The organism is Microbacterium trichothecenolyticum, from assembly GCF_030818955.1.
In the GTDB taxonomy this organism is placed as follows: Bacteria; Actinomycetota; Actinomycetes; order Actinomycetales; family Microbacteriaceae; genus Microbacterium; species Microbacterium trichothecenolyticum_B.
Genome location: NZ_JAUTBF010000001.1, coordinates 3,252,527 through 3,279,452, shown reverse-complemented (window position 1 = coordinate 3,279,452; position 26,926 = coordinate 3,252,527). Strand labels below are relative to the sequence as shown.

The 26,926-nt window shown below is 70.1% G+C and carries 28 protein-coding genes and 2 pseudogenes; 18 read left to right on the top strand and 12 right to left on the bottom strand.

Going from position 1 to position 26,926, the window contains the following annotated elements; genetic code table 11:
* Positions 1-24 precede the first annotated feature (24 nt).
* Positions 25-2,082: an NAD(+) synthase gene (locus tag QE412_RS15470; RefSeq protein WP_307485856.1), complete on the top strand. Its 2,058-nt coding sequence runs from the start codon at positions 25-27 to the stop codon at positions 2,080-2,082.
* 32 nt (positions 2,083-2,114) lie between these two features.
* On the opposite strand, the gene QE412_RS15465 is transcribed toward QE412_RS15470, so the two are convergent.
* Complete coding sequence (locus QE412_RS15465) at positions 2,115-2,612, bottom strand: DUF427 domain-containing protein (RefSeq protein ID WP_307485853.1); 498 nt, start codon at positions 2,610-2,612, stop codon at positions 2,115-2,117.
* A gap of 136 nt (positions 2,613-2,748) precedes the next feature.
* Between QE412_RS15465 and QE412_RS15460 the strand changes: the two genes are divergently transcribed.
* The 4 genes from QE412_RS15460 (at position 2,749) to QE412_RS15445 (ending at position 4,789) form a co-directional block, all read left to right on the top strand.
* A complete protein-coding gene (locus tag QE412_RS15460) occupies positions 2,749-2,919 on the top strand; it encodes a hypothetical protein (RefSeq protein WP_307485851.1) in 171 nt (56 codons plus the stop codon).
* A complete protein-coding gene (locus QE412_RS15455; protein ID WP_307485848.1) occupies positions 2,916-3,065 on the top strand; it encodes a hypothetical protein in 150 nt (49 codons plus the stop codon). The genes QE412_RS15460 and QE412_RS15455 overlap by 4 nt, the downstream gene beginning before the upstream one ends.
* Positions 3,066-3,162: 97 nt before the next feature.
* Positions 3,163-4,107, top strand: coding sequence for an aldo/keto reductase (locus QE412_RS15450; RefSeq protein WP_307485845.1), 945 nt, complete (start codon positions 3,163-3,165; stop codon positions 4,105-4,107).
* Positions 4,108-4,231: 124 nt separating this feature from the next.
* Positions 4,232-4,789: a phosphorylase family protein gene (locus tag QE412_RS15445; protein ID WP_307485842.1), complete on the top strand. Its 558-nt coding sequence runs from the start codon at positions 4,232-4,234 to the stop codon at positions 4,787-4,789.
* Between the two features lie 53 nt (positions 4,790-4,842).
* On the opposite strand, the gene QE412_RS15440 is transcribed toward QE412_RS15445, so the two are convergent.
* The 7 genes from QE412_RS15440 to QE412_RS15410 form a co-directional block, all read right to left on the bottom strand.
* Positions 4,843-6,330: an MFS transporter gene (locus QE412_RS15440; protein WP_307485839.1), complete on the bottom strand. Its 1,488-nt coding sequence runs from the start codon at positions 6,328-6,330 to the stop codon at positions 4,843-4,845.
* Positions 6,331-6,403: 73 nt separating this feature from the next.
* On the bottom strand, positions 6,404-6,586 hold the full coding sequence (locus tag QE412_RS15435) for a hypothetical protein (RefSeq protein WP_307485835.1): 183 nt from the start codon (positions 6,584-6,586) through the stop codon (positions 6,404-6,406).
* 30 nt (positions 6,587-6,616) lie between these two features.
* Positions 6,617-9,685 carry an AAA family ATPase gene (locus QE412_RS15430; protein WP_307487249.1) on the bottom strand — a complete coding sequence of 1,023 codons (3,069 nt, stop codon included), beginning with the start codon at positions 9,683-9,685 and terminating at the stop codon, positions 6,617-6,619.
* Entirely contained in the window at positions 9,570-10,844 is a 1,275-nt protein-coding gene (gene sbcD, locus QE412_RS15425) for a metallophosphoesterase family protein (protein WP_307485833.1), read from the bottom strand. Before sbcD ends, QE412_RS15430 begins: the two co-directional genes overlap by 116 nt.
* 120 nt (positions 10,845-10,964) lie before the next feature.
* Positions 10,965-11,285 (bottom strand): hypothetical protein, encoded by a 321-nt coding sequence (locus tag QE412_RS15420; protein ID WP_307485831.1) that lies wholly within the window; start codon positions 11,283-11,285, stop codon positions 10,965-10,967.
* 1 nt (position 11,286) lies between these two features.
* On the bottom strand, positions 11,287-11,496 hold the full coding sequence (locus QE412_RS15415; protein WP_307485828.1) for a hypothetical protein: 210 nt from the start codon (positions 11,494-11,496) through the stop codon (positions 11,287-11,289).
* Between the two features lie 91 nt (positions 11,497-11,587).
* On the bottom strand, positions 11,588-11,887 hold the full coding sequence (locus QE412_RS15410) for a GNAT family N-acetyltransferase (RefSeq protein WP_307485825.1): 300 nt from the start codon (positions 11,885-11,887) through the stop codon (positions 11,588-11,590).
* Positions 11,888-12,323: 436 nt separating this feature from the next.
* Here QE412_RS15410 and QE412_RS15405 point away from each other — a divergent pair.
* The 5 genes and pseudogenes from QE412_RS15405 to QE412_RS15385 all read left to right on the top strand — a co-directional run bounded on the left by QE412_RS15405 (position 12,324) and on the right by QE412_RS15385 (position 15,744).
* Positions 12,324-13,032: pseudogene (locus QE412_RS15405) on the top strand (winged helix-turn-helix domain-containing protein).
* Between the two features lie 134 nt (positions 13,033-13,166).
* Positions 13,167-14,156, top strand: a complete 990-nt coding sequence (locus QE412_RS15400; protein WP_307485822.1) for a DNA-3-methyladenine glycosylase family protein — start codon at positions 13,167-13,169, stop codon at positions 14,154-14,156.
* A 53-nt stretch (positions 14,157-14,209) separates the two neighbouring features.
* On the top strand, positions 14,210-14,623 hold the full coding sequence (locus QE412_RS15395) for a VOC family protein (RefSeq protein ID WP_307485819.1): 414 nt from the start codon (positions 14,210-14,212) through the stop codon (positions 14,621-14,623).
* A 39-nt stretch (positions 14,624-14,662) separates the two neighbouring features.
* Positions 14,663-14,884: a hypothetical protein gene (locus QE412_RS15390; protein WP_307485814.1), complete on the top strand. Its 222-nt coding sequence runs from the start codon at positions 14,663-14,665 to the stop codon at positions 14,882-14,884.
* A gap of 53 nt (positions 14,885-14,937) precedes the next feature.
* Positions 14,938-15,744 (top strand): siderophore-interacting protein, encoded by an 807-nt coding sequence (locus QE412_RS15385; RefSeq protein WP_307487246.1) that lies wholly within the window; start codon positions 14,938-14,940, stop codon positions 15,742-15,744.
* Positions 15,745-15,758: 14 nt separating this feature from the next.
* Here QE412_RS15385 and QE412_RS15380 read toward each other — a convergent pair whose 3' ends face one another.
* Positions 15,759-16,499, bottom strand: coding sequence for a GNAT family N-acetyltransferase (locus tag QE412_RS15380; protein ID WP_307485809.1), 741 nt, complete (start codon positions 16,497-16,499; stop codon positions 15,759-15,761).
* 228 nt (positions 16,500-16,727) lie between these two features.
* Here QE412_RS15380 and QE412_RS15370 point away from each other — a divergent pair, with 228 nt between their 5' ends.
* From QE412_RS15370 to QE412_RS15340, 7 genes and pseudogenes are all read left to right on the top strand, one after another.
* Entirely contained in the window at positions 16,728-17,144 is a 417-nt protein-coding gene (locus tag QE412_RS15370; RefSeq protein WP_373426580.1) for a monooxygenase family protein, read from the top strand.
* 4 nt (positions 17,145-17,148) lie between these two features.
* Positions 17,149-18,009: a sulfurtransferase gene (locus tag QE412_RS15365; RefSeq protein ID WP_307485805.1), complete on the top strand. Its 861-nt coding sequence runs from the start codon at positions 17,149-17,151 to the stop codon at positions 18,007-18,009.
* 136 nt (positions 18,010-18,145) lie between these two features.
* The gene (locus QE412_RS15360) at positions 18,146-19,531 is read left to right on the top strand and encodes an LLM class flavin-dependent oxidoreductase (RefSeq protein WP_307485802.1); all 1,386 of its coding nucleotides are present in this window, start codon (positions 18,146-18,148) and stop codon (positions 19,529-19,531) included.
* Positions 19,528-19,950 (top strand): annotated as a pseudogene (locus QE412_RS17790) (ATP-binding cassette domain-containing protein); the annotation flags it as partial. The gene QE412_RS15360 and the pseudogene QE412_RS17790, both read left to right, overlap by 4 nt.
* Positions 19,951-20,065: 115 nt before the next feature.
* Positions 20,066-20,536, top strand: a complete 471-nt coding sequence (locus QE412_RS15350; RefSeq protein ID WP_307485795.1) for a hypothetical protein — start codon at positions 20,066-20,068, stop codon at positions 20,534-20,536.
* Positions 20,533-21,255: a methionine ABC transporter permease gene (locus QE412_RS15345; protein ID WP_307485792.1), complete on the top strand. Its 723-nt coding sequence runs from the start codon at positions 20,533-20,535 to the stop codon at positions 21,253-21,255. The genes QE412_RS15350 and QE412_RS15345 overlap by 4 nt, the downstream gene beginning before the upstream one ends.
* A 112-nt stretch (positions 21,256-21,367) precedes the next feature.
* Positions 21,368-22,252, top strand: a complete 885-nt coding sequence (locus QE412_RS15340; protein WP_307485791.1) for a MetQ/NlpA family ABC transporter substrate-binding protein — start codon at positions 21,368-21,370, stop codon at positions 22,250-22,252.
* Between the two features lie 68 nt (positions 22,253-22,320).
* Here the strand turns inward: QE412_RS15340 and QE412_RS15335 are convergent, their stop codons facing one another.
* From QE412_RS15335 to QE412_RS15325, 3 genes are all read right to left on the bottom strand, one after another.
* The gene (locus QE412_RS15335; RefSeq protein WP_307485789.1) at positions 22,321-23,643 is read right to left on the bottom strand and encodes a flavin monoamine oxidase family protein; all 1,323 of its coding nucleotides are present in this window, start codon (positions 23,641-23,643) and stop codon (positions 22,321-22,323) included.
* Between the two features lie 113 nt (positions 23,644-23,756).
* Entirely contained in the window at positions 23,757-25,172 is a 1,416-nt protein-coding gene (locus QE412_RS15330; RefSeq protein ID WP_307485786.1) for an amino acid permease, read from the bottom strand.
* A gap of 137 nt (positions 25,173-25,309) precedes the next feature.
* The gene (locus tag QE412_RS15325; RefSeq protein ID WP_307485785.1) at positions 25,310-26,119 is read right to left on the bottom strand and encodes a Cof-type HAD-IIB family hydrolase; all 810 of its coding nucleotides are present in this window, start codon (positions 26,117-26,119) and stop codon (positions 25,310-25,312) included.
* A 105-nt stretch (positions 26,120-26,224) separates the two neighbouring features.
* Here QE412_RS15325 and QE412_RS15320 point away from each other — a divergent pair, with 105 nt between their 5' ends.
* Positions 26,225-26,848 (top strand): VanZ family protein, encoded by a 624-nt coding sequence (locus QE412_RS15320; protein WP_307485783.1) that lies wholly within the window; start codon positions 26,225-26,227, stop codon positions 26,846-26,848.
* Positions 26,849-26,926: the final 78 nt, after the last annotated feature.

Sequence of the window (26,926 nt, the reverse complement as noted above, 5' to 3'; positions counted from 1 at the left end):
GGAGGGGCCTGCCAGACTGGAGAGGTGATCACCGATCTGCCGTTCGAGAGCGTCTACCGGCACGGCTTCGCGCGCGTCGCGGCATGCACGATCCCCGTCGCCATCGCCGATCCGGCCGCCAACGCCGACGCCGTGCTCGAGTCCGCCCGCGCGTGCGACGCCGAGGGCGTGGCCGTCGCCGTCTTCCCCGAGCTCTGCCTCACCGGCTACGCGATCGACGACCTGGTCATGCAGGATGCCCTGCTCGATGCCGTCGAGGTAGCGGTGGAGCGTCTCGTCCTGGCATCCGTCGATCTGTTGCCGGTTCTGATGGTCGGTGCGCCACTGCGGCACCGCAACCGCCTCTACAACTGCGCGGTCGTCATCCACCGCGGCCGCGTGCTCGGCGTCGCCCCGAAGGCGTATCTGCCGACGTACCGCGAGTTCTACGAGCACCGCTGGTATGCCCGCGGTGACGATCAGGCGGGACAGCACATCCGGGTGATGGGCGAAACGGTCCCCTTCGGCCCCGACCTGCTCTTCGACGCCGTCGACGTGCCCGGTTTGACCCTGCACGCCGAGGTCTGCGAAGACGTCTGGGTGCCCATCCCCCCGTCGTCGGGCGCCGCCCTCGCCGGCGCGACGGTGCTGGGAAACCTCTCGGGCAGCCCCATCACGATCGGCCGCGCCGACGACCGCAACCTGCTCTCGCAGTCGCAGTCCCTGCGCTGCCTCGCCGCGTACGTCTACGCCGCCGCCGGGCAGGGCGAGTCGACCAACGACGTGTCGTGGGACGGGCAGACCATGATCTACGAGGGCGGGCAGCTGCTCGCCACGACCGAGCGCTTCCCCGACGGCCCCCGCCGCAGCGTCGCCGACGTCGACCTCGACCGCCTGCGCCAGGACCGCCTCCGCCAGGGCACGTTCGACGACAACCGCCGTACGAGCGCGCCCGTGTTCCGCACGGTGTCGTTCGAGCTCGCCCCGCCCGCGACCGACATCGGCCTGCGCCGCACGCTCGATCGCTTCCCGTTCGTCCCCGACGACCCGGCCCGCCTCGCCCAGGACTGCTATGAGGCGTTCAACATCCAGGTGTCGGGTCTCGTGCAGCGTCTCGAAGCCATCGGCAACCCCAAACCCGTGCTGGGTGTCAGCGGCGGGCTCGACTCCACACACGCCCTCCTCGTCATCGCGCGGGCCATGGACCGCATGGGGCGTCCGCGCAGCGACATCCTCACCTACACGCTCCCCGGCTTCGCGACGAGCGAGAAGACCAAGCGCAATGCGATCGCTCTCGCCGAGGCCGTCGGGGCCTGCATCGAAGAGATCGATATCCGCCCGGCGGCGACCGAGATGCTGTCGCGCATGGGCCACCCCTTCGCCGCGGGCGAGCCGGTGCACGACGTCACGTTCGAGAACGTGCAGGCGGGCCTTCGCACCGACTACCTCTTCCGCCTCGCCAACCAGAACGGCGGCATCGTCGTCGGCACCGGCGACCTGTCCGAGATCGCGCTCGGGTGGTCGACGTACGGGGTGGGCGATCAGATGAGCCACTACTCCGTGAACCCCGGCGTCCCCAAGACGCTCATCCAACACGTCATCCGCTGGGTCATCTCGGCCGGCGAACTCAGTGCCGCCACCGTCGACGTACTCCAGGCGGTCCTCGACACCGAGATCAGCCCCGAGCTCGTGCCGGCCGGTCAAGACGGCCGCATGCAATCCACCGAAGACCGCATCGGGCCCTACAACCTGCACGACTTCACGCTGTACCACGTGCTGCGCTTCGGCTTCCGCCCGTCGAAGATCGCCTTCCTCGCCGCGCATGCCTGGAGCGATCCGGATGCCGGAGCCTGGCCCCCCGGCTACCCCGAGGCCGAGCGGCCGTCATACGACCTGGTCACGGTTGCGAGATGGCTCGAGGTGTTCCTGAAGCGCTTCTTCGGCTTCGCGCAGTTCAAACGCACCGCGATCCCCAACGGGCCGAAGGTCTCCCCCGCGGGCTCGCTGTCTCCGCGCGGCGATTGGCGCGCACCCTCCGACGGGAACGCCCGCGTGTGGCTCGCCGATCTTCATGCGGCAGTACCGCAGGCGTTCCGCGACTGACCCCGTGTGGTGTCACTCCGGTACGCGACGCGTCACCACCCCATCGACCCCGGCACGCCCTTGAACGGCCCGGCCAGGTCGTCCGTGACCCATCCGCCGTAGAAGCCTCCCGGCTGCGGCCTGACCGTCTCGCCGCCGAGGATCACCGCATCCATCGGGCCGGCGTACACGGCGACGCGGTCGGCGAGTACCTCATAGCCGGGCATGGGGTTGGGGTAGTTCCACGCGGCACGATGGGCCACCGCTCCCCCGCCGCCGTGCACGTCGAAGTAGCGGGCTGCGCCTTTGAACTCGCAGAACGACGCCCCTTCGCCCCGTGTCAGTGCGTCGACGAACGCGGCGATCGGCAGGTAGTACACCGGCGGATGGCTCGTCTCGAGCACTCGCACGACATCATCGGTGTCGACGATGCGCTTCCCTCCGAAGTCGATCTGCGCCCGTGCGCGCACCCGTTCGACGCGGGGCGGGCGCGGGTAGTCCCACACGGATTCCTGGCCGGGACGAACGGGATCGGGAACGGGGCGCACCATGGGCATACGCTACGCCGCGTGCACCGCGGGGGGGATCGAGATGCGATCGTGCACTCCCTATCTCAGCAGACACCCAGGTTTTCGGTAGCCTGGAGGCCAGGGGGTCGACGTGAGCGAAGAGAGAATCAGGGACGGCGTGACGCGGTACCGCGTGTATCAGGTGCTCGGCATCGTGGTGGCCGCGCTCTTCCTGACACTCGGCGTCGTTGCATTCCTCACCGGTGGCGGACCGATCATCGCCGCCATCGCCGTCGTCGGAGGTCTCATCGTGCTCATCGCCTCGATCGTCACCATGGTGCGTTCGTGACCACTCCCGGGGGTTCGCAGGGCCAGGACCCCGACGGCAAGAAGAAGTACCCCGCGGGAACGGTGGTCATCTGGATCGCCGGCGCGGGGATCGGGCTGTGGCTGCTGATCAGCGGGCTGATCGGCATCCTGTCCGGCGGCTCCTGACCCCCGCCCGCTCGCGACGCCCCGGCGCGCCACGGGAATGTTCGATGCCGCCCTTCGTTGTGTCTGAGGTCACCGACATCTCGACCGGAAGGGCATCATGACGCGCATCGGACGCAGCGACCTCGACATCCTCCCCCTCTCGCTCGGCGGGAACGTCTTCGGCTGGACGGCCGACCGCGAGACATCGTTCGCCGTGCTCGACGCCTTCCACGACGGCGGCGGGAACTTCATCGACACCGCCGACGGCTACAGCGCCTGGGCCCCCGGCAACTCGGGCGGCGAGAGCGAGACCCTCATCGGCGAATGGCTCGCCTCCCGAAAGCCGTCGAACCTCGTGATCGCCACCAAGGTGAGCACGCACCCCGATTTCCGCGGCCTGTCCGCCTCGAACGTGCGCGCGGCGGCCGAGGCGTCGCTGCAGCGCCTCGGTGTCGACGCCATCGATCTGTACTACGCCCATTTCGACGACGCCGACACACCCCTCGAAGAGACCGTCGCCGCCTTCGCCGATCTGGTGACCGACGGTCTCGTGCGGTATGTCGCCGTGTCGAACTACACGGCCGAGCGCATCCGCGCGTGGATCTCTCTCGCCGAGGCGTCGGGCGCAGACCTTCCGGTGGCGATCCAACCGCACTACAACCTCGTGCACCGCGACGAGGTCGAGGCCGAGATCGTCCCCGTGGCGGAGCAGTACAGCATGTCTCTCGTGCCCTACTACGCCCTCGCGAGCGGATTCCTCACCGGCAAGTACCGCGCCCCGGATGCCACGAGCGACTCGCCACGCGCCGCCGGTGCCGCGAAGCTCGCCACCCCGGCCGGCCTCGCGCTGATCGATGCGCTCGAGGAGGTCGGGAACGCGCACGGCGCCTCCATCGCCACCACGGCGCTCGCGTGGCTTCGCGCACAGCCGACGGTGGCCGCCCCCATCGCCAGCGCCTCGCGCGTCGAGCAGGTCGCCGACCTGCTGGCCAGCGCCACTCTCGATCTCAGCGACGACGAACTCTCGCGTCTGTCGCACGCGTCGGAGGCCGCGCAGGACTGAGGCCGCCGAGAGGCCCGGCGCGACGCGCGGGACCCCTCCCTTCGGAGTGCCGCGCTCTCGGCATCCTCAGCATCACAGCCGGGCGATGCGACGGGATCTGCATGCCATCCACGACAATGGAGGGGTGAAGCTCCTCGTCGCCGCCCACGCGTCCGAACTCGTCGCCTTCGAAGACGACATCCCCGGCTTCGCACGTCTGCTCACCGGGGTGGGCAAGATCCCCGCGGCCTACGCCTTGACGCGCGCGCTCTGCGAGGGTGACTACGACGAGATCGTCGTCGTCGGAACCGCCGGCGCGATCGACGACGACATCGAGGGTGGCATCTACGACATCGCCGGCGCGATCCAGCACGATGTGAAAGGGCTCGACGGTACCTTCGGCGAACACGTCTCGCTCCCGACGCGCGTCGAGACCGGGCGCGAGGGGCTCGCCATCGCCACGGGCGATCACTTCGTCGACGACGCCGAAGCGGTGCGGCTGATCCGCGAGCTCGGCGCGGGCTTGGTCGATATGGAGTCGTACGCCCTCATCTGGGTCGCGCAGCAGTTCGACGTGCCCATCCGGATCCTGCGGGCGGTCTCCGACCGTGCGCAAGACGGAGCGACCGAGCTGTGGGATGTGGTCGTCGAACGGTGCAGCCACGAGCTGCGCGCGCGCGTGCGCGCGTTGTACGGCGTCTGAGACCGTCTGTCCCCCGCGGTCCGGGCCCGACCTGAGGTTCAGCGTGGCGCGTACTACGGCGTCTGCGACCCCGCTCGAGCGCGACCGGCGAGATCGGCGACCCCCACGATCAGCGCGAGACCGAGGAAGACGCCGACCGTGATCATGCCCGAGGCGTAGGCGTCGTGGTACACCACCTGCATGTCGGCGCTGCCCTGCTCGCGATAAACGGTCGCGTAGAACAGGGCGAGAGCGATCGCGGTGCCCACGGCCGTGCCGATGCGCTGACCCAACTGTCCCACCGAGCCCGCCACGCCGCCACTGGTGACCGGGATCTCGGCGAGGGTCAGGGTCTGGTTCGGTGAGATGACCAGGCCGCCGGCGAACCCCCCGAACACCATGACCATCGCCATCGCCCATGGCGTCCACTCGGGCGCGGTGAACAGCGCCACGAGCACGAGGCCGGCCGCCGTGGCGACCATGCCCATGATCCCCCACACCACGAGGGGCCTGCCCAGTCGCGTCACCAGGTTGCCGCCGATCCACGAGCTCCACGCCGAGGCGACGGCGAAACCGATCGTGACCATGCCGGCGAAGACCGGCTCGAGACCCAGACCTCCCTGCAGGAAGAGCGTGCCCAGCAGGAACATCGCGGGCACGGCCGAGAAGTACGCCGTCGAGATGAGCACGCCGTTCCGGTACGACGACAAGGCGAAGATCGAGAACGGCATGAGCGGCATGCCGCCCCGATCGGCGTAGCGGCGCTCCCAGAACACGAAGGCCGCGGCGAAGACCACGGATGCCACGAGCCACCACCACCGTCGCGGATCATCGCCCGGCGCGCCGGTGGTGAACAGGAACGGCCACATCAGGGCGAGGATCGTCACAGCGAACAGCAGCACGCCCACGGGATCGAGGTCGAGTGTGCGGCGCGACTTCGTGCGCGTGTCGGGCAGCAGCCACGCCGCCAGCGCGATGACGATCGCCACGAGCGGGACGTTGATCCAGAAGATGAGACGCCATCCATCGGTGTCGCCGCCCAGGGCGATGAGCAACCCGCCCAGCGTGGGGCCGAAAGCGGTGGCGATGCCGATCGTCGCGCCGAACAGTCCGAAGGCGCGTCCGCGCTCCTTGCCCTGGAACAGTTGCTGCACGAGTCCGAGCACCTGGGGCATCTGGATGCCGGCTGCCACACCCTGCAGCAGGCGGGCGACGAGCAGCACGCTGGTGTCGGGGGCGAGGGCGCAGACGAGGCTCGTCACCAGGAAGAGGGACAGGCCGATGAGGAAGAGCATGCGACGAGAACGCAGGTCGCCGAGGCGACCGGCGGGAACGAGCACGAGGCCGAACGTGAGGATGTATCCGGACACGACCAGCTGCAGCTCGGTCGGTCCGGCGTTCAGCGCCGCCTCGATCGAGGGCAAGGCGACGTTCACCTTCGTGAGGTCGAGGATCGTCAAGGCGGCGACGGACACCGCGACCCAGTATGCCCGCCACCGGTGTTTGGGCGACAAGACGATGTCGCGCGTGGGGGGATGGGCGGAGCGCGAGTGATCAGACATCGCTGGTCACGCTACTCCGAGGGGCGGACACCGCGGCCGGGCTTGCGCCGATCGGCCCGGCGCGACAGCCGGGTCAGTCGATGTCGCGACGGGCGAAGACGGCGCGCAGAACGAAGAACACGATGAGCGCCACGACAGCCACCGCGGCAACGCGGAAGGCGAACGCGATGAGCGACAGGACGGCGTTCACGATCACCCACGCGATCACGATCGCGACGATGACGCCGAGGATCGTCCAGAGAGTGCTCTTGCGCATGGCTCCAGCCTAGGGGTGGCGGCCCGGTGCTCAGCTCGGGATCAGCGCGGCGTCCTGGGCGATCACGCTCGGGCCACGCGGTGTCGCGGTGACACGCAGCTGGGCGGGGAGCTGGTCTCTCATCGACGCCACGTGACTGATCACGCCCACCGTGCGTCCGCCCTGGCGCAGCTCGTCGAGGGTGCGCATCGCCAGGTCGAGCGTGTCGTCGTCGAGCGAGCCGAACCCTTCGTCGATGAACAGCGTGTCGAGACGGATGCCGCCCGCCCGCGCCGTGACGACCTCTGCCAATCCCAACGCGAGCGCCAGGGACGTGAGGAACGTCTCGCCTCCGGAGAGGGAGTGCGGCGGACGGCACTGGCCGGTGAAGGCATCCATGATCTCGAGCCCGAGACCGCTCGCTGCACCGCGCGCCGCGAGCGCGTCGGTGTGCTGCAGCCGATACCGGCCGGACGACATCTGTTCGAGACGAAGGTTGGCCGCCACCACGATCTCTTCGAGCTCCGCCGCGAGCACGAACGTCTCGAGTGTCATACGACGGGTATTGGGAGCGCGTCCGGCGACGGTGTCGGCCAGGCGCGCCACCACCGCGTACTCCTCGGCCTGCGCGGCAACGGCGGAGTGACCCGCATCGGCTCGCTGGGCGAGGTCTCGCAGGCGATCGGCGAGGGTCTGCGCCGCGGCGTGCGCGGCAGCTGCTCGCTGGACGGCCTCGCGGGCGCGCCCGACGCAGGCGCGAACCGGAGTGAGGTCGACGGGCTCGTCGCCCCTCTCGACGAGCGCCAGTTCGAGGTCGAGCAGACGTCGCCGAGTCGATGCGACCGCCGCCTCGTGCTCGGCCACCGTCGTGTCGAGGCGTCGGCGTTCGGCTGCGGGGCGAAGGGCCGCGGCGGCGGCCGCCGCATCGTCGAACGGCGTCGCGTCGATGAGGTTGCGCAGGACCTGCTCAGCCTCGCGCAGGGCGGCACGCGCGGCGCGCAGATCGGCGCGCGCGCCGACGAGATCGCGGATGAGGGTCCGACGTGTCTGCAGATCGTGCTGACGAGCAGCCACGGTCTCGAAGTCGCCGCGCGCGGCGACGACGTCGGCGCGCAGGGCATCGCCGCGCTGCCGAGCCAGCGCGGCTTCCTGCCGGGCGTTCGCCAGCTCGGCGGTGAGGGCATCGATGCGGCGCGCGACGGCGGCGTCCGTCTCGACGACGCGCAAGCGCTCGGCGTGCAGGTCATCGCGCTCGGCGGCTTCTGCAGTCGCCGTCTCGAGGGCGGCCTCTGCCGCGGCCAGACGTTCGGTGAGCGTCTCGACGGTCTCACCACCCGCGCGGGCGGCGGCCAGGGCGTGATCGTCACGGGCGATCCGTGCCGCGTCGGAGGCAAGCCGGTCGGCGTCGATCGCGGCGTTCTTGCGGTTCTCGGCCTCGGCCACCTGGTCGTCGGTGACCGCGGACTCTCCACCCGTCGCGGGCGCGGGGTGCTCGCGGGAGCCGCATACGGCGCAGGGCTCGCCGTCGACGAGCTCGTGTGCGAGTTCGGCGGCGGCGCCGGTCAAGCGTCGCCGCAGGAGCGTCGTCCACGCCTCGATGGCGTTCTGCAGGTCGTCGGCGCGCACGAGAGCGGCAAGATCGGCCTGCTCGCGCTGGGCGAGCAGTCGTGCGGCCTGACGCGCGGCGTCGAGGCGCTGGCGCGTCTCATCGAGAGTCGACGCCGCCGCCCGGCGCCGGTCGGCTGCACCCTCGAGCTGCGTCAAGCGATCGTCGAGCGTGCGGAGCTTCTCGGGCACATCGGCGCGTGCGGCTTCGAGCTCGTCGCGTTCGGTCTCGATCGCCGCCACGCGAGCGGAGACGCGTACCACGTCGGCATCGGCGGCCACCAGGGCGATCTCGGCCGCGGCGGCGGCCTCGCCGCGAGCCAGGTCGGCGGTCAGATCGTCGGCTCGTGCCGCGAGGGCTTCGTCGTCGGCCAGGTCGATCTCGCCCGCGGTCCGCGCGCGTTCGAGGGTCGTTTCTGCGCGCCCGGTCGCGGCGGCAGTCGCACCGACAGCGCGCTCAACGGCATCGAGCGGACCCCGAAGGCCCTCGGCCTCGGCCGCTGCCGTCGCTTCGCGGCGCGCCGCCGCGATCCGCGCGGTCTCGGCCTCGAGCGCGGCGAGCTGCTCGCGCACGGCCGCGCGCTCACGCTGGCGTTCGTGCAGCGTCGTGGCCTCGCGCTCGTGCGCGAGCGCGGCATCGAGCGCGATGTCGGCGCTCTCACGCTCACGCCCCAGCGTCTCGACGCGGTACTCGGCGCGCTCGACGGCGCGCACGATCGCGGCGAGCCGTTCGCGGATCCCGCCGGACGCGGGCCCCGCGGTCGCGTCGGCGCCGGGAGCGACGGCGAGGTCATGGACGGACTCGACGTCTGCGGCAACGCCGGGGCCCCTGTCATCGGGGGCGGCGTCGAGCTCGGCGGCCAGGCGCTCGGCTTCGTCGAGCAACGTCGACACCTCGACCGCGTCGGCCGCAAGGCGTTCCTGGGCGCGCTTGCGCCGATCGTCGAGGGCGAGCGCGTACTGCTCGAACGACCGGGTGCCGAAGAGCGTGCGCAACAGTGTCAGCCGCTCGTCGTTCTTGGCCAGGAGGAATCGGGCGAAGCGGTTCTGTGCCAGCAGGATGACCTGCAGGAACTGCTGCTGGTTCAGGCCGAGGATCTCGCCGAGCCGGGTGGCGACGTCGACGGGGCGCGCCGCGACCCCCGTCCAGCCTTGCGCGTCGTGCACCTCGAGAAGCGCCCGGTGAGGTTCTTTCGTCGTGCCGCCGCCGCGGCGTTTCGGTCGTTCGAACTCGGGCGAGCGGGTGACCCGCCATCGCTCGCCGTCGGCGGTGAACTCCAGCGTGACGCGCGTCGGATCGTCGGGCATGCAGTGGTCGCTGCGCAGCCGCCGTTCTGCCCCGTCGTAGCGGGGCACCCCGCCGTAGAGCGCGTAGCAGACGCCGTCGAGCACACTGGACTTACCCGCGCCCGTGCGCCCGGTGATGAGGAAGATGCCGTCGTCCGCGAATGCGTCGAAGTCGACCGTCTGCGCATCGAGAAATGGCCCGAATCCCTCCAGTTCCAACCGGTGCAGCTTCATGCCTGCGCCTCGGAGAGCGCGCGGGTGTCGAGCACCTCGCGGATGAGGGAGCGTTCCGCCTCGGAGGCCCCCTCGCCCTCGCGCACGTGGGCGAGGAAGGCGTCGATGATCTCGCCGTCGTCTCGGGCGGCGCGGACGCGCTGGGCGTAGGCGACGCCGTCGTCGAAGCGTGCCGCGGCCGGCGCGTGGGCGACCGTGGCGCACCACGGGAAGCGTTCCTGCAGCCGTCGCATCGGATCGGGCTGCGGCGTCGCGTCGGTGTATTCGGCACGGACCCAGTGATCGGCGTGGCCGGCGAAGCGTACGTCGGAGAGGAGTGTTCGTCGAGCGGACCGCGCAGCGTGACCAGCGCGCGCGGGACGGGCAGGTCGAGCCAGCGCACCGCGGCGAGGCCGTCGGCGTCGAGGTCGACGAGCCAGGAACCCCGCGGTTTGCCGGCCTCACCGAAGCTGTAGTGCAGCGGAGCTCCCGCGTACCGCACACGGTCGGACAGCTGCTGCCTGCCGTGGATGTGACCGAGCGCCACGTAATCGAGACCGTCGAAGCACGACAGGGGAACGACGTCCAGGCCGCCCTGACGGATCTCGCGCTCGACACCGGGTGTCGCCTCGACACCGGCGGCGAAGCAGTGGGCGGCGACGACGGCCCGGCCTCCGCGAGCCGCGAGGTCAAGGCGCACGAGGTCGAGGGCATGAGCCATCGTCTGCGCCTGGTTGCGCAGTTCCACGCCGTCCCACAGGTGGCGGACGATGGCGGGCTCGAGGTATGGGATGCCGTAGATGTGCACGGGCCCGTGCTCGTCGTGGAGGGTGAGGGGGGTGCCCACCGACAGCGGGTCGGTGACGACGGTGATGTCGTCGCGCAGCAGCGCGGACTGGAAGCCCAGTCGCGCGGCCGAGTCGTGGTTGCCGCTGGTGACGATCACGCGAGCGCCCGCTTCGGCCAACGCCGCCAGCGTGCGGGAGAGGAGGGGGTAGCAGGCGGCAGAGGGGGTGGCCGAGTCGAAGACGTCGCCCGCGACGATGACGACGTCGACGTCGTTCTCGCGAACGTGGACGACGAGGACGTCGAGCACACCGCTCAACGCGTCGAGCGTGGAGTGCCCGTGGAAGGAGCGCCCGATGTGCCAGTCGGAGGTGTGCAGGATCCGCATGCACACACGGTACGTCGCCCCTCCGACATCGGCTCGCAGCAAACGCCCGGCCCGGGCTGCCCGGGCCGGACACGGCGATACCCTGTCCCGGAGAAGGGACGGGGTATCGTGGCACGCCGGTCAGCCCTGGGCGACCTCGGCGGCGAGGGCGCGGACCCGATCGTCGCCGACGTCGAGTCCGACCTCGGCGAAGCGTTGGCGCAAGACGTCGGCGATGCGCGCCTCGTTCTTGTCGCCGACATCGGCACGCGTCTGAACGACGACCCCGGCGATGCGCGCCTCGTCGTCGGTCTCATGGGTGTCCATCTTCGGCTCCGACTGTTCGTCGGGTCGCGCGGGCAGCTTGCTCTCGTCGTGGACGGCTCCGCCGACCGCGTCGGCGGGGGACGCCCCTCCTGCGGGGCCGGCCGAAGGCTGCGGAGCCCGGGTGTCGTCGGTCATGTCAGTCCTCCGTGCTCAGATCGGGGTCGATGCCCTGGCTCGCGGCATCGCCCTCGATCGGGTCCGAGGGCGCGGCGTCGTTCAGACGCGACGATCCCTTGGCGTTCTCATCCTGCTCTGCGGTCTCGCCGTCGGCGACGGCGCCGCTCTCCCACCCACCGGGAGGATCGGCGTCGATGACGCCCTCGGGCAGGTCGCGGTCGTCGTTCATGACTTCCCCTTTCGACGCTCTCAGCATCGTCGGGACGCGGGTCGCGGGGGCAGGGGTTGACGACCGCGATGACGCTGCGTAGACGCCGGAATCAGGTGCGAGGGCGCTGCTGCAGGAGACCGGCACGCTCGGGATGCGCCTCGAACCACTCGCCGACGTACCAGCAGACCGGCGAGATCTCCCGGTCGCCGGCCGCCTCGATCGCGTCGACCGCACGCTCGGTGACCACGGCGGCGTAGCCGTGCCCGCGAAACGTCGGAATGGTGAACGCGCGCGTGAGGGCGATCGTGCGCCCGTCGTCGCGGTAGTCGAGCACCGACACCAGGTCGTCGCCCCTGTGCAGCGTGAACCTCGACGCGGTCTTGTCGTCGGCGAAATGAAGGTCGGCCATGCCGAGAGGCTACGCCGCTCGTAGCCACCGGGCGCCGATGATGCACAATGCCCAGCGAGAACACGGTGAGGCCCACGAGGGCTGAGCAGATTGCGCTCCATACATGCCCGGCGCAGAAACTTGACGAGATGCGACGCGATGGGACATAATTCGAGCCATGACTGTCAATGCGCATCTTCTGTCCGCCCGGGAGGCGAACGGGACTGCCGGCATGATGATGCCCGGCCGCGTTGTCATGTGCTGTCGAATGTGCCGCTAACAGCGACCCCTCGCCCGGACGACCTCGGTTTCTGAACACCGACCTCGTCCCCCGGTCGTCGAGCGCCCGCGTCGATCACGTGTAGCCCGACACCGCACCCCGGCCATTCGGCCCCCACCTCCCGTCGAACCCCGCCTCGTGACGACGCCCGGGTTCACCACCCAAGGACTCATCCTCATGTCGACCTCCGCTGTTCTCGACCGCCCCCAGACCCCCGCCGCCCGTCCGCAGGCCGCTCGCCCCGCCACCGCGGAGCCCGCCGTCCCGGCTCGCCCCGCGGCCACCACCGCCCCGCGCGGCTTCGCCCTCTACGTCGGTATCGACGAGGCGAAGGCCGCCGCCGCGGGCGTCAGCCTCGGCACGCTCGTCGAGGCCCTGCGCCGCACGCTCGGCGAGCTCGCCCCCGCTGCAGAGACCTACGCCACCGTCGCCCTGGCTCCCGCGGGCGCCGGCGGACGCGACGTCGACCTCGTGCGCCTCGCCTTGCACGAGCCCTCGGCCGTGGCGCGCACCAAGGAGGAGCCCGTCGACGAGGATCGCGCCCCCGGTGGCGTGGTCGTCGACATCTCGCGCAAGCGCGTGCTCATCGACGGCGAGTCGGCCGCGTTCACCTTCAAGGAGTTCGAGCTGCTGCAGTACCTGGTGCTGCGTGAAGGCCGCACGATCGAGCGTGCCGAGCTCGTGGCATCCCTGTGGGAGGGCTCGACCGACGACGACGCCCCCGGCGAGCGCACCATCGACGTGCACGTGCGTCGCCTGCGCGCCAAGCTCGGTGCATACGAAGACATCGTGCGAACGGTGCGCGGCGTCGGCTACCGCTTCGACCGGCACGCCGACGTCTCGATCCGCTACGGCCACGGCACCCCCCTCGCCCGACCGCTTCTGACGCTCCGACCCCGGCCGGCGCTCGAGCGGGTCCGCGCCCGGTGTCCACCGAGTCCGGACCCGCTCGAGGACGCCGTGTCGGCCGTGGAACGACACGGATGCCGCGATGTCGGAGGGCCGACGTAGGGTGTCGGCATGAGGTCGACCGGGGTACGTGCGCGTCAGTCGTCGCGCGAGCTACCGACGGTCACCGAGAGCCCCCTCGAGAGCGAGTACCGGCCGGCGGGCCCCGTCGACATCGGCCGTGCGGTCGCAGCGCAACGTCACGGTCGCAATGACCCCACGTTCTTCGCTACCACGCCTCTCGGCGAGGGCGGCGTGGTGTGGCGCACGAGCCGCACGCCTCTCGGTGTCGCCACCCTGGCGCTCCGCCAGAGCGTGGGCGGCGCCGTCCGGGCGGCGGCATGGGGGCCCGGTGCCGCGTGGGCGCTCGACCAGGTGCCGGCGCTGTGCGGAAAACTCGACGATCCCGACGGCTTCGACGCCTCACGGCATCCCTCCGTCGCGGAATGGCACCGCCGTCATCCCGATCTGCGTATCGGGCGCACCGACCTCGTCTTCGACGCGCTGGTCAGCGCGATCATGGAGCAGAAGGTCACGAGCATGCAGGCGTTCTCGGCCTGGCGCAGCATTGTCACCTGGTACGGCGAGCGTGCGCCGGGTCCCACACCGCGGCCGATGTTCGCCCCGCCTGACATCGACGGCTGGCGTCATGTGCCGTCGTGGGCGTGGCATCGGGCGGGCCTCGAACCGCCGCAGTCGCGCACCATCGTCGACACGGCGCGGCGCGGTGCGAGCATCGTGAGAGCGGCGAGTGCGGCGACCGACGGCGAGGCCCGCGACCGCGTATTCATCGGCTTGCGCGGGGTCGGTATCTGGACCAGTGCCGAGACGCGCATCCGCGCCTTCGGGGATCCGGATGCCGTGAGCGTGGGCGACTATCACCTCGCCCATCAGGTGGGATTCGCGTTGACCGGTCATCGCACCGACGACGACGGCATGCTCGAGCTGCTCGAACCGTTCGCCGGCCACCGTCAGCGCGTGATCCGGCTCATCTACGCCGGATCCGCACTCGAGCCGCGCCGCGGCCCGCGTCTGCACCCGGAGGATCATCGCGACCGCTGACGGACCCGGCACCATCGGGTGACAACGTCGGAGGGGCGGTCCACACTGTCTGCATGACGACCGCGCTCATCACGTACCTGAACTTCCGCTCCGAGAGCCGCGACGCGATGGAGTTCTATCGCAGTGTGCTGGGCGGGCAGCTCGACATCGCCACGTTCGACGACTTCGGCATGCCGGTGCCCGAGGGGGACGGGCACCTGACCATGCACGCACGGCTGCGTACCGACGACGGCTTCGTGCTCATGGCATCCGACGTCCCTCGGGAGATGCCGTACACGCCCGCGGCGGGTTTCTCGATCACCCTGACCGGCGACGACGAGCCGAAGCTCGAGGGCTGGTTCCACGCACTCGCGCAGGGCGGCACGATCGACGTGCCGCTCGACACGCCCCCGTGGGGCGGGCGGTTCGGCACGCTGATCGACCGGTTCGGGATCGCGTGGATGGTCGTCATCGCCGAGAGCGAGTGAACTCCTCGGTCCCCCTGGCGGCACCCCTAGGCTGGGCGCATGACGCAGACGGGAACCGGCTGGCCACGCGGACGCACCTACTGGATCCTCGGCACGCTCGTGCTGCTGGGCGCGGGCATCGTGTTCGGGCTGGTGTGGCAGAACGTGTGGCTGGGCGTCGTCATCGCCGCGGCGGTATCGGTGGGGTGGCTCATCGCCTACGAATCCAGCCGCGGCCGCAACGTGGGCGTGAACGACCCCGACAACGGCATCGAGCTCTGACGCGCCCGAACCCACCGACGGCGACAAGTTAGGTTAGCCTTAGCTATGTGAAGATGTCGCACTCGGACCTCGGCGCCCGCCTCGAACCCCGCCGCCACGAGCTGGTCTTCCGCTCCGCCACCCTCGCGAAGCGGACGTTCGTCACCCCGTCGTACGTCCGTCTTCGCTTCGAGGGCACCGAGCTGCGCGGCTTCGACTCCCCCGGTGCCGACGACCACATCCGCGTCTTCTTCCCGACGGAGCCACTCACCGACATGCGCGATGCCCCGAACCGCGAGTACACCCCCGTCTGCTGGGACGCCGAGGCGGGCTGGCTCGACATCGACGTCGCCCTGCACGACCGCGGGCACCTCGACGACACCACACCACCCGCAAACGCCGGGATCGGCAGCCGCTGGGCAGAGCTTGCCCCGCTGGGCGCACCCGTCGGCATCGGCGGACCGCGGGGCTCGATGGTACTGGTCGGCCGCCCCGATGCCTGGCTTCTTGCGGGCGATGAGACCGCAGCGCCCGCCATCCGTCGCTTCGCCGCCGCCATGGACGACGATGCCGTGGGGCGCATCGCGATCGAGGTGCCGGATGCCGCGCACGACCTGCCCGTCGCGGCTCCGGCCGGGGTCGAGGTGGTGCAGCTTCACCGAGGTGATCGCCCCGCCGGAGCCGAGCTCTCGGACTGGCTCGACGCGCTCGACGTGGAGGAACAACCCGACGGGTGCGTGTTCGGCTTCGTCGCCGCCGAGCAGTCGATCGTGCGGGCCGGGCGGGCGCTGTTGCTCGACCGGTGGTCGGGCGATCCCGCGGCGACCGTCGTGAAGGGCTACTGGAAGCGCGGCACCGCCGAGTACCACGCACCGCACTGACCGCCGTGCGGCGGCTACCCCGCGTAGAGCACGCAGGTGGTGTCGTAGTAGTCGCGCGTCTCGCCGACGCACCGCAGACCGATCCGCTCGGCGACCGCGCCGGACGCGGTGTTCGCCGGGTTCGTGACGGCGACGATGCGATGGATGCCGTGCTTCCGGGCGAGCGCGAGCACGGCCGCCGCGGCCTCGGTGGCGTAGCCCGAGCCCCAGGCATCGGGATGGAAGTGCCACCCGATCTCGACGTCTTCGGGGCGACCCTCACCCGCGCCCGTCGACCACGGGATGCGCTTGAGCAGCACCGAACCGAGGCGTGCACCGTCGGCCGTCTCGACGGCGCGCACACCCAAGATGCCGTCGGCCAGGCCCGACCAACGATCGAGCAGGTCGTCGACCTCGGCCTCGTCCGTCATCACGCGTCCGTCGCCGATGTAGCGGCGCACCTCCGAGCGGCGGTACATATCGAAGAGGAACGCGCGGTCGCTGTCGTCGCGCGTCCACTCGCGCAGCACGAGACGCTCGGTGCCGAGGCGCGTGCGCCGCATCGGCACGTGCGGGATGCCGTCCTCGGCGAACGGCGCGCCCGACACCACGAACCCGAACCGCCCGTACCAGTTCGCCAGGTGCGCCTGGGCGTCGAGCAGGATCGGGATGCCGGGGGCCTCGGCATCCAACGCCTCGACGGCAACGCGCATCAGGTCGGCGGCGAGGCCGCGGCCGCGCGCCGCGGGAGCGGTGGCGACGCGGCCGATTCGCATGTTGCCCGGCCCCGCGCAGGATGCGGAGGGTCGCGAGCACGTCGTCGCCCTCGCTCGCCCACATCAGCTCGGCACTGGGCTCGATGTCTCGCCCGTCGATCTCGGGGTAAGCGGCCTGCTGCTCGACCACGAAGACCGCGACCCGCAGCCAGAGGATGCGGTAGAGGGTGCGGGAGTCGGTTTCGGCGACGGGCGCCCGGTGCAGGGTGACGGTCATCCCTCGACCGTATCCCGGCGCTCCGACAGTCGTACCTCGACAACGTCGAAACCAAGACGGGGCTGACCCCGCGCCAGTTCATCGCACTCGCCGAGGAACGCGGCTTCGGGCCGAAACCCAAGGCCACGCCCATCCTTCGAGACGGCCGGGGTGACGGCGCGGTTCGCGGCCCCGCTCCCCCTCAGGAGCACCGCCCGGCCTGGACGCGCTTGAACCAACGCGCTCGCAAGGCCCCTGGCGCGGTGGGCATCTGGCATGAGACGCGCGTGGTCGAGCGTGCCGAGACCATCTCCGTGGCGACCCCGCCGATGGGCCTGCCCCGGGTGACGGAGACCGCGCCGATCGCCTCGCGTCACGATCGGGCGCGGGCTCGCGTGGCGGACGGGCGAACGCGCGGTGACAGCGCATGCGGCGGCGCGCCAGACTGAGACCATGACCTCGATCCTCACCACTGCCGCCGAGTTGCACGCCGCCCTCGACGCCGGCGCCTTCTCCGACGGGGGCCGTGTGCGCGTGCTCGACGTGCGCTGGCGGCTCGACCGTCCCGACGGGCGGTCCGAGTATCTCGCCGGGCACATCCCGGGAGCGCAGTACGTCGACCTCGACCACGACCTCGCCGCGCACGGCGATCCCGCCGATGGCCGGCATCCGCTCCCCCCGGTCGAGACTCTGCAGGCCGCCGCGCGACGCTGGGGCATCGACGCGGGCGACACGGTCGTGGTCTACGACGACCTGAAGAACATGTCGAGCGCTCGCGCATGGTGGCTGCTGCGGTTCGCGGGCGTCGCCGATGTGCGCCTGCTCGATGGAGCGCTGCGCGCGTGGATCGAGGCCGGGTTCGCCCTCGAGACGGGGGATGCCACTCCCCCGGCGCCGGGCAGCATCGACCTGTCGTACGGCGCGCTGCCGACGCTCGCACTCGACGAGGTGGGCCCCTTCGCCGACGCGGCGCTGCTGCTGGATGCGCGGGCGGCAGAACGGTACCGGGGCGAGGTCGAGCCCATCGACCCGCGCGCCGGCCACGTCCCCGGCGCGGTGAGCGCACCGACGACCGAGAACGTCGGGGATGACGGACGGTTCCGCTCGCCCGACGAACTGCGCTCGCGCTTCCGCATGCTCGGCGCCGAAGACGGCGTATCGGTGGGCGTGTACTGCGGATCAGGGGTGACCGCGGCGCATCAGGCGGTGGCGTTGACGCTCGCCGGGTTCGAGGCGCGCGTGTTTCCCGGGTCGTGGAGTCAGTGGTCGAACCATCCCGAGCTACCGGTGGCGAGCGGTCCTCAGCCGCGGTAGCCGTCGTCGGCGGCACTCCCGCCTTGCGGTCCCGTTTCGGCCGACTTCCGGGACATTTTTGGATCGAGGCCAGCAAGTGTTACGTCACGCGTCACGACAGCAACGTGTCGAGCCGCGAGACCACCACAATCGACGCATGGTCCGTCAGATCCGCTTCAACGCCTTCGACATGAATTGCGTCGCCCACCAGTCTTCGGGAATGTGGCGGCACCCTGACGACCAGTCCTGGCGCTACAAAGACCTCTCGTACTGGACCGACCTCGCGAAACTGCTCGAACGCGGCACCTTCGACGGCATCTTCATCGCCGACGTGTTGGGCACGTACGACGTGTACGGCGGTTCCAACGAGGCCGCCATCCGCAACGGCGCACAGGTCCCCGTCAACGACCCGATCCTTCTCGTCTCGGCGATGGCGGCCGCAACCGAGCATCTCGGCTTCGGGATCACCGCCGGCACCGCGTACGAGCATCCATACCCCTTCGCACGCCGGATGTCGACGCTCGATCATCTGACGCGAGGCCGCATCGGGTGGAACGTCGTCACCGGCTACCTCCCGAGCGCCGCCCGCAACATGGGCCACGAGGACCAGCTCGAGCACGATGACCGCTACGACGTCGCGGACGAGTACCTCGAGGTGCTCTACAAGCTCTGGGAGGGATCGTGGGAAGACGACGCGGTCGTCCGTGACCGCGAGACGGGCGTCTTCACCGATCCCGCGAAGGTGCACGAGATCGGGCACCGCGGCAAGAACTTCACCGTCCCCGGCATCCATCTCTCGGAACCGTCGGTGCAACGCACACCGGTCATCTACCAGGCGGGCGCCTCGCCCCGCGGGATCCGCTTCGCGGCCGGCAACGCCGAGGCGATCTTCGTCGCCTCCTCGACCAAGGCCGGGCTGAAGGCGACGGTCTCGCGCATTCGCGATGCTCTGGAGGAAGCCGGTCGCGACCGATACTCCGCGAAGATCTACACCCTGCTGACGATCATCACCGCCGAGACCAGCGAGGCGGCTCACGCCAAGCACCGCGACTTCCTCTCGTACACGAGCGAGGAGGGCGCGCTCGTCTTCATGTCGGGCTGGATGGGCATCGACCTGTCGCAGTACGACCTCGACGAGCCGATCGGCAACGTCAAGAGCAACGCGATCCAGTCGGCCGTGGCGAACTTCCAGGCCGCGAACGAAGACGGATCCGAATGGAAGGTGCGCGACATCGCACGACTCGGCGTCATCGGCGGCCTCGGCCCATTCGTCGTCGGCTCACCCTCGGAGGTGGCCGACCACCTGCAGGAGTGGGTCGAAGACACCGACGTCGACGGCTTCAACCTCGCCTACGCGATCACGCCGGGGACGTTCGAAGACGTCGTGGAGTTCATCGTGCCGGAGCTACGGCGCCGAGGCGCGTACCCGGAGGGCTACGTCGCGGGGAGTCTCCGCCACAAGCTGCACGCGCGCGGCGACCGGCTGCCGCAGGAGCACCCCGGGGCAGGGTTCCGCTACGCCACGGCGGGGGTCACGTCATGATCCGCCTCGAACAGCTCACCAAGGTGTACGGGCACGGGGAGGGCGCGGTGACCGTGCTCGATCGACTCGACTTCAGCATCGCCGCGGGCGAGATCTTCGCGGTCGTCGGCCCCAGCGGTGCGGGCAAGAGCACGCTCGCCGCCTGCGTCAACCTGCTGGAGCGCCCGACGTCGGGATCGGTGATCGTCAACGGCGACACCCTCTCGCAGCTCTCGGAGGTCGAGCTACGAGCCGCGCGACGTCGCATCGGCACGGTCTTCCAGTCGGACGGGCTGTTCAGCCGCCGCACGGCCGCCCAGAACGTGGCGCTCCCCCTCGAGTACCTCGGCGTGACGAAGGTCGAGGTCCGCAGGCGCGTCGCGGAGCTGCTCGACCGGGTGGGCCTGGCCGAACGCGCCGGCCATTACCCGCATCAACTCTCGGGAGGTCAGCGCCAGCGCATCGGCATAGCCCGCGCGCTCGCGCTGCGCCCGAGCGTGTCTCCTGTCCGACGAGGCGACATCCGGACTCGACCCCGCTTCGACGACGGCGATCATGACACTGCTGAAAGAACTGCGCGACGACCTGGGCCTGTCGATCCTGTTCATCACCCACGAGATGGAGACCGTGCGGCAGGTGGCCGACTCCGTCGCACGAATCGATCACGGTCACATCGTCGAATCGGGCCGTCTGGTGGATCTGCTTCGCGATCCCTCGTCGGCGCTCGGCCTGGCCCTCAACCCCGTGCGCCCCTCCGCCGCGGCGGAGCCCGGCCTGCGCGAGTGGATCGTCAGGTACGCGTCGAGCGACGTGCCCGCCGATTGGGTGACGCGCCTGGCAGAGCTCGTCGGCCCCGTCTCCCTGCTCGGTGCGGCGATCGAGACGATCGACGGGCAGGCCGTCGGTCACGCCACTGTCGGCCTCGGGGCCGTGGACGAGTCGCGACTGCGCGACGCCGCCGCCGGCCTCGGTCTCTGGGTCCGGCCGGTCTCGCCCGTCGCCGCCGTCGAGGAGGTCGCCGCGTGAGCCTGCGCCTGGCCACCAACGTGCCGCTCGCCGACATCCCGGCCCTCGTCCTGCCCGCGCTCGGCGAGACGCTCATCATGGTGGGCATCGTGATGGCGATCGTGGTGATCGTCGGCGTCCCGCTCGGTGCCGCGGTGCACAACCTGGCACCCGGCGGGCTGTTCGAGAACCCGACGGCGCACCAGACACTCAGCTGGATCATCAGCGTCGGACGCTCGCTGCCGTTCCTCATCCTGATGGCGTCGATCATGCCGTTCACCCGGCTCCTGACCGGGACGAACATCGGCATCGCCGCCGCCGTCGTGCCCATGTCGATCGCCGGTATCGCGTTCTTCACCCGCATCGTCGAGAACTCGCTACGAAGCGTGCCCCCATCGCTGACCCGGGTCGCACGAGCGTCCGGGGCATCGCGTCTGCAGGTGATCCGGACAGCGCAGCTCGGAGAGGCGGTGCCACAGATCATCGGCGGCCTCACCATCAACACCATCGCGATGATCGAGTACTCCGCGATCGCCGGCACCATCGGCGCGGGCGGGATCGGCTACGTGGCGGTGACCTACGGGTATCAGCGCTTCGACAACACGGTGATGCTCGTGACGATCGTCATCCTGGTGGCCACGGTCGCCCTCGTGCAGCTCGGCGGCGACGCCCTGGCGCGAGCGACCACTCCCGGCGCTACCGGTCGCCGCACGCTGCGCGTGCCCGTCACCGCGGGATGACTCCGCTCGACCCCGCCATCGCGCCTTGCGCGACGGCGATCATCATCGCGCCTCCGATCAGGCGGCGCGAACACCCTCGCGCCCCGGCGCAACAACCCCGAAAGGTCCTGTCATGTCTGACGAACTCGGATTCGAACTGAAGAAGAAGCGCCGCTGGCCCTGGATCGCAGGCGCGGGCGCCGCGGCGCTGGGTGTCGCGGCCCTCGTCGCGGTTCCCCTTCTCACCCCTTCCGTCTCGGCCAACGAGCAGAAGGGGGCGACGCTGTATGTCGCGACCGCCGAGGGGAACGCGAGCGAGCAGGCACTCGTGCAGTTCGTCGCGGACAACGTGGCACCGAAGTACGGCATCACCGTCGCTTTCAAGGGCCTCTCCGACAGCAACACCATCAACCGTGCCGTCAGTGAGGGCGAGGTCGCCGCGACCGTCTACCAGCACAAGCTCTGGCTCGGCCAGGTGCTCGAGGCCAATCCCGACTTCGCGGAGGAAGCCGCGACCCCGGTCTTCCGCTGGGGCTTCGGGCTCTGGAGCGACAAGTACAGCGACGTCAGTCAAATCCCCGACGGCGGGACGATCTCGCTCTACTCCGACCCGGCGAACGAGGCGCAGGGCCTGTGGCTCCTGCAGAGCGCCGGTCTGATCACGCTGAAGGAGGGCACCCAGCCCGGTACGGCGACCCAAGACGACATCGCCTCGAACCCGAAGAACCTGAAGTTCACCCTGCTCGACTTCGCCGCCCAGTCGCGAGCGCTTCCCGACCTCGACGCCGCGGTCGGCTACACGGAGTACTACCTCGCCGCCGGCATCCCGATCGAGAAGCAGATCTTCGCCCCGCAGGCGCCCGACGATTTCGCCGGGCAGTTGACGATCGGATCGAAGTACAAGGACACCGAGAACATCAAAGACCTCGTCGCAGCCTTCCAGGACCCGGCGGTCCAGGAGTTCCTGGCGACCGACGACAGGGTGAAGGGCATCCTGCTGCCGCTCGACGGCAAGTGATCCGCGGAACTGTCGCCGGCCCTGCGCGCTGCTCCTGAAGCCGGTGCTCCGGGCTCGTCGCTACGCGATCACGCCCACAGGTCGCTCACGGGGATGCCGCGACCGAGCACGTTCTGCGCGGCGCGGTGTCCCGACAGCATCGCCCCCGGAACCGTCGCGGGATCGTCGCCCCACGTGGCCTCGCCGGCGAGGTGCAACACACCGCCGACCGGCTCGGCGAGGTCATCGTGGTCGGCACCGACCGATCCGGGCAGCATGTACGCGTACGACCCGTGCGAGAACGGGTCGTCCTGCCAGCGCGTGACGACGGTGCTCGTCGGCTCCGGCACCGTGTCGCCGTACAGGCGACGCAGCTGCGCCAGGGTCGACGCGACGATGTCGGCATCGCTCCAGTGCCTCGTCGCGACGGCGGCGGGGCCGGCCGCGAACGTCAGCAGCGCGTTCTCGTCGTGGATCCGACCGAGGTCGTACCAGGAGTGCCACCACTCCCCCTCATCGCCGAGCTGACGGATGCCGTAGACCCCGGCATCCCAGAACCGCTCGGCGAAACGCAGCACGACCTTCTCGAACGCGTTCATGCGCACGAGCGAGAGCGCGCGGCGGTGGGTCTCGGGCAGGTCCGGTTCGATGACGACGTCGCCGGCGTGCAACACACCCACCGGCACCGTGATCACGGCGGTCGCGGCCGTGAAGACGCCGCGGTCGGTCTCGACGTACACGCCGTCGCTCGACCACCGTACGCGCGAGACGATGTGCTCGAGGCGCACGTCGAGTCCCTGCGCGAGACGCTTGGCGAGCTCGTCGTAGCCGCGTGGGAAGACGACCTCGTCGCCGTTGACCGTGTCGTCGTCGAGGCCGTGGGCACCGAGGCCGTCCATGCCGACGCCGTACTGCTCTTGGCTGCGGCGGTCGTTGTACTCGCGCACGCGCTCGGCCCGTTCGGCGTTCCAGTCCTGCATCGACAGTGCGTGCTCGACGACGTCAGCGTAGGTGGCGTCGGCGGGGGCCGCGGCGATGATGTCGACCAGTGCGGCGTTCAGCGTACGGATGTCGTCGGCGTACTGCCGCACGGCGTCGGCATCGAGACGGCTTCCGTCGGCGTCGAAGTAGGCCAGCGGGCGACTGTCGGGCTGATAGCCGCCCACCGTGAACTCGATCATCGGCATGTCGAACGCGCGGGCCGCCGCGGCGACCGGACTGTCATCGATGCCGTGAATCCACGAGGCGCCGCGGTCGGTGACGTGCCCGTCGACGCGATCGCTGAAGACGCGGCCGCCGATGCGCTCACGCGCTTCGAGCACGACCACCCGCCGACCCGCACGGGCGAGCAGGCGCGCGGCGGCGAGGCCCGAGACGCCTGCTCCGATGACGATGGTGTCTGCGTCGCCCATGTGTCCTCCCGAGTGGTCAGCGTTGCCGCGACGGTACTGGGCGGTCGGCCTCGCCGGCATCCTCCCTTGCGGATAGAGCACTCGGTCGCGCTAGACACGGCGTACAGTGCGGCTCAGCCGACCGGTGCCTCTTCATCACGGCGAGAAGGCGCGACGCCCCGGCGACCGTAGCGCCACCAGAAGAAGAGGTAGCACAGGCCCACGAACGGGATGCCGTAGTACAACGCCGCGACCTGGTTCGGGTCGAAGGCGATGGCGACGATGGAGGCCGTGAGCAGCACGAACGCCAGGATCGGCACGAGCGGGTACAGCGGGGTGCGAAACGCGAGCGTCGACACGTCGCCGCCCTCGCGCACGAACGCCCGCCGGTGGAAGTACTGCGCGGCGACGATCGCCATCCACACCGCGACAGCGGCGAAGCCCGCGATCGAGACGAGCACGAGGTACACCGTCTCGGCGGCGATGACGCTGGAGATCAACGACACCAGACCGATCGCGAGGCTCACCAACAGGGCCACCATGGGGATGCCGCGCCGCGTCAGCTTCGTGAACACGCGGGGCGCGTAGCCCTCTTCCGACAGCGAGAACAGCATGCGCGCGCACGAGTACAACCCGCTGTTGCCCACCGAGAGCAGCGCCGTGATGACGACGAAGTTCATGATGTCGGCCGCGTACGGTACGCCGACGTACTCGAACACGTCGACGAACGGGCTCGAGCTCAGACCCGCCTTCTCGTACGGCAGAAGCGCGGCGATGACGACGATCGAGCCGACGAACAGCACGAGCAGGCGCAGCACCGTCGACCGGAGGGCGCGGGGGATGTTGCGCGCCGGGTCCTTGGTCTCGCCGGCGGCGACCCCGACGAGCTCGGCGCCGCTGAAGGCGTAGAACACCGCGAGCGAGGTGATCAGCACACCGCCGAGACCCGCGGGAAGAAGACCGTCGGGGGTGACGAAGTTGCTCAGCCCGACCGCCTCGTGGTGCGTGGTCGACAGCGGTGTGAACCCGAAGATCGCCATGGTGCCGAGCACGATGAGCCCCAGGATCGCGACGACCTTGATGAGGGCGAACCAGAACTCCGTCTCGCCGAACACCCGCGCCGAGATGGCGTTGAGTGTGAACAGCACCGCCGCGAAGACGACGCACCACACCCACACCTCGACGTTCGGGAACCACCGCTGCATGAGGATGCCGGATGCCGTGAACTCCGACCCGAGCGCCACGACCCAGCACAGCCAGTACAGCCACGCGGTGGCGAAACCGGTCGCCGGCCCCATGGTGCGTGCCGCGTAGATGTGGATCGACCCCGAGACGGGCCACACCACGGCCAGTTCCCCCAAGCACAGCATGACGAGCCAGACGACGAACGCCCCGAGCAGGTACGCCAGCACCGCACCGAGCGGCCCCGCCTGGTGGATCGTGTAACCCGAGCTGAGGAACAGACCCGACCCGATGACACCGCCGAGGGCGATCATCACCAGGTGGCGGGCGCTCATCGCGCGGCGCAGCCGACGCTCCGGCGCGGGCATGGACGACTGATCGGCAGACGGGCCCGAGGGACTGACCATGGACGTTCTCGCCTTCGTGCTCGAGCCGAGCGAGGACCGCGCTCGTGTGACCGCAGCCACAGTAGTGGATGCCGACGACACCGGCGGGCGCGAATCGGTCACTCGGCCGCGAGCAGGCGCTCGATCGTCGAGATGACCCCGTGGTCGACATTGGACGGGGCTCGGTGGCGGGCACGCGCGACGACCTCGGGATGGGCGTTCTGCATGGCGAACGACCAGTCGGCGGCATCCAGCATCTCGAGATCGTTCAGGTAGTCGCCGAAGGCGACGGTCTGGCCCGGTGTGACGCCCGCCGTCGCCTGCAGGCGACGCAGCGCGACGCCCTTGTCGACACCGATGTTCATGATGTCGACCCAGTGCTCTCCCGACACGACCACGCGGTGGGTCTCGGCGAGGTCGTCGAGAGCGCGGCCGACACTCTCTTCGGCGGGGGCGAAGTCGTAGATCGCGAGCTTGAGCACGGCGTCGTCGACGGCGAGCACGTCGTCGACCTGCTCGAGTGCGGCGTAGTAGGCCGATGCCTGGTCGCGGAAGGCCCGGTCGGTGCGTTCGATGTATGCCGAGCGCTTGCCGCACACGACGACGCCCAGGTCGTACCCCTCGCGCGACAGGGTCCGAAGGCGCCGGACGGCCCGTTCGACGAAGGCGGGGTCGATCGGATCGGATGCCACTTCGACACCGTCGCGCACGACGTACGCCCCGTTCTCGGCGATGAAGCTCATCGTGTGCGCGTCGTCGCCGAACGTGGCCCGCAGCGTGGCGAGCTGTCGGCCCGACGCGGGCACGAAGGCGACTCCGCGTTCCGCGAGACGGGGCAACAGCTCCCACAGGGGTTCCGGCACGTTCCCGTCGCCGTCGAGCAGCGTGCCGTCCATGTCGACGGCGATCAGGCGGATGTCATGGGGCACGCCTCCATCCTCGCCGGTTCACGTCGCAGCCGCGCCCATTGCCTCGGTCTTCGCCCTGTCCCGACGCCCCGTCCGCCAGGATGAGCGAATGACGATGATCATCCGGTGGCGGTGACACACGTGGGCGTCGTGCAATCGATCGCCGAACGCTTCGGCGCGGTCATCGCCGTGACGGTCCTGGTGGGCGTTCCCCTGGGCGCGTTCGTCGCCTCGCGGATGGAGCGGCATCGCGTCCGCCGGGGCTGGCCGAAGGGCTGGGCACGGAGATCCGCGTTGGCCGATGTCGGCATGGTCGTGGGCACCGCACCCTGGGTGTGGATGATCATGACGCCGAGCGGTGGCTCCGGCGGCGTGCAGCTCGTGCCCTTCCGCGACCTCGGTCGCGTTCTCTCGGGCGGCGATGTCGTGGTGCAGATGGTGGGAAACCTACTGGTCTTCGCCGCGCTCGGCTTCTTTCTGCCCGTACGTTTACGTCTGGGGCGCCCGGCATCCGTCGTGCCGATCGTGGCGCTCGTCGCGGCGGCGCTGTCGACCCTGCTCGAAACCCTGCAGTTCGCTCTCTCCCTCGGGCGGGTGACCTCGGTGGACGACGTGCTCGTCAACGCCGCCGGGGCCGCGCTCGCGTCGATCCTGTCGATCACGTGGTGGCGGAGCCGTCGCGCGGACGCGGAGAAAAAATCACGAAATGATCACGACGAGGTCTTCCCTTCCGTTACCTCACCGTTATAGAGTGCTCGCACGGTAGTTGTTTTGCTGTGGCAGCTACCGGCATGTGATTGCAGGACACTCTGGTGCAGGAAAGGGCCG

Excerpts from the sequence above, each read along its gene's own strand:
- QE412_RS15335 (WP_307485789.1), bottom strand. The coding sequence starts at position 23,643 with ATGGGCGACGCAGACACCATCGTCATCGGAGCAGGCGTCTCGGGCCTC.
- sbcD (WP_307485833.1), bottom strand. The coding sequence starts at position 10,844 with ATGCGGATCCTGCACACCTCCGACTGGCACATCGGGCGCTCCTTCCAC.
- QE412_RS15395 (WP_307485819.1), top strand. The coding sequence starts at position 14,210 with ATGACGACCGCGCTCATCACGTACCTGAACTTCCGCTCCGAGAGCCGC.
- QE412_RS15450 (WP_307485845.1), top strand. The coding sequence starts at position 3,163 with ATGACGCGCATCGGACGCAGCGACCTCGACATCCTCCCCCTCTCGCTC.
- QE412_RS15410 (WP_307485825.1), bottom strand. The coding sequence starts at position 11,887 with ATGGCCGACCTTCATTTCGCCGACGACAAGACCGCGTCGAGGTTCACG.
- QE412_RS15385 (WP_307487246.1), top strand. The coding sequence starts at position 14,938 with ATGTCGCACTCGGACCTCGGCGCCCGCCTCGAACCCCGCCGCCACGAG.
- QE412_RS15330 (WP_307485786.1), bottom strand. The coding sequence starts at position 25,172 with ATGCCCGCGCCGGAGCGTCGGCTGCGCCGCGCGATGAGCGCCCGCCAC.
- QE412_RS15340 (WP_307485791.1), top strand. The coding sequence starts at position 21,368 with ATGTCTGACGAACTCGGATTCGAACTGAAGAAGAAGCGCCGCTGGCCC.
- QE412_RS15465 (WP_307485853.1), bottom strand. The coding sequence starts at position 2,612 with ATGGTGCGCCCCGTTCCCGATCCCGTTCGTCCCGGCCAGGAATCCGTG.
- QE412_RS15360 (WP_307485802.1), top strand. The coding sequence starts at position 18,146 with ATGGTCCGTCAGATCCGCTTCAACGCCTTCGACATGAATTGCGTCGCC.
- QE412_RS15415 (WP_307485828.1), bottom strand. The coding sequence starts at position 11,496 with ATGAACGACGACCGCGACCTGCCCGAGGGCGTCATCGACGCCGATCCT.
- QE412_RS15435 (WP_307485835.1), bottom strand. The coding sequence starts at position 6,586 with ATGCGCAAGAGCACTCTCTGGACGATCCTCGGCGTCATCGTCGCGATC.
- QE412_RS15440 (WP_307485839.1), bottom strand. The coding sequence starts at position 6,330 with ATGTCTGATCACTCGCGCTCCGCCCATCCCCCCACGCGCGACATCGTC.
- QE412_RS15390 (WP_307485814.1), top strand. The coding sequence starts at position 14,663 with ATGACGCAGACGGGAACCGGCTGGCCACGCGGACGCACCTACTGGATC.
- QE412_RS15420 (WP_307485831.1), bottom strand. The coding sequence starts at position 11,285 with ATGACCGACGACACCCGGGCTCCGCAGCCTTCGGCCGGCCCCGCAGGA.
- QE412_RS15365 (WP_307485805.1), top strand. The coding sequence starts at position 17,149 with ATGACCTCGATCCTCACCACTGCCGCCGAGTTGCACGCCGCCCTCGAC.
- QE412_RS15380 (WP_307485809.1), bottom strand. The coding sequence starts at position 16,499 with ATGCGAATCGGCCGCGTCGCCACCGCTCCCGCGGCGCGCGGCCGCGGC.
- QE412_RS15350 (WP_307485795.1), top strand. The coding sequence starts at position 20,066 with ATGACACTGCTGAAAGAACTGCGCGACGACCTGGGCCTGTCGATCCTG.
- QE412_RS15400 (WP_307485822.1), top strand. The coding sequence starts at position 13,167 with ATGAGGTCGACCGGGGTACGTGCGCGTCAGTCGTCGCGCGAGCTACCG.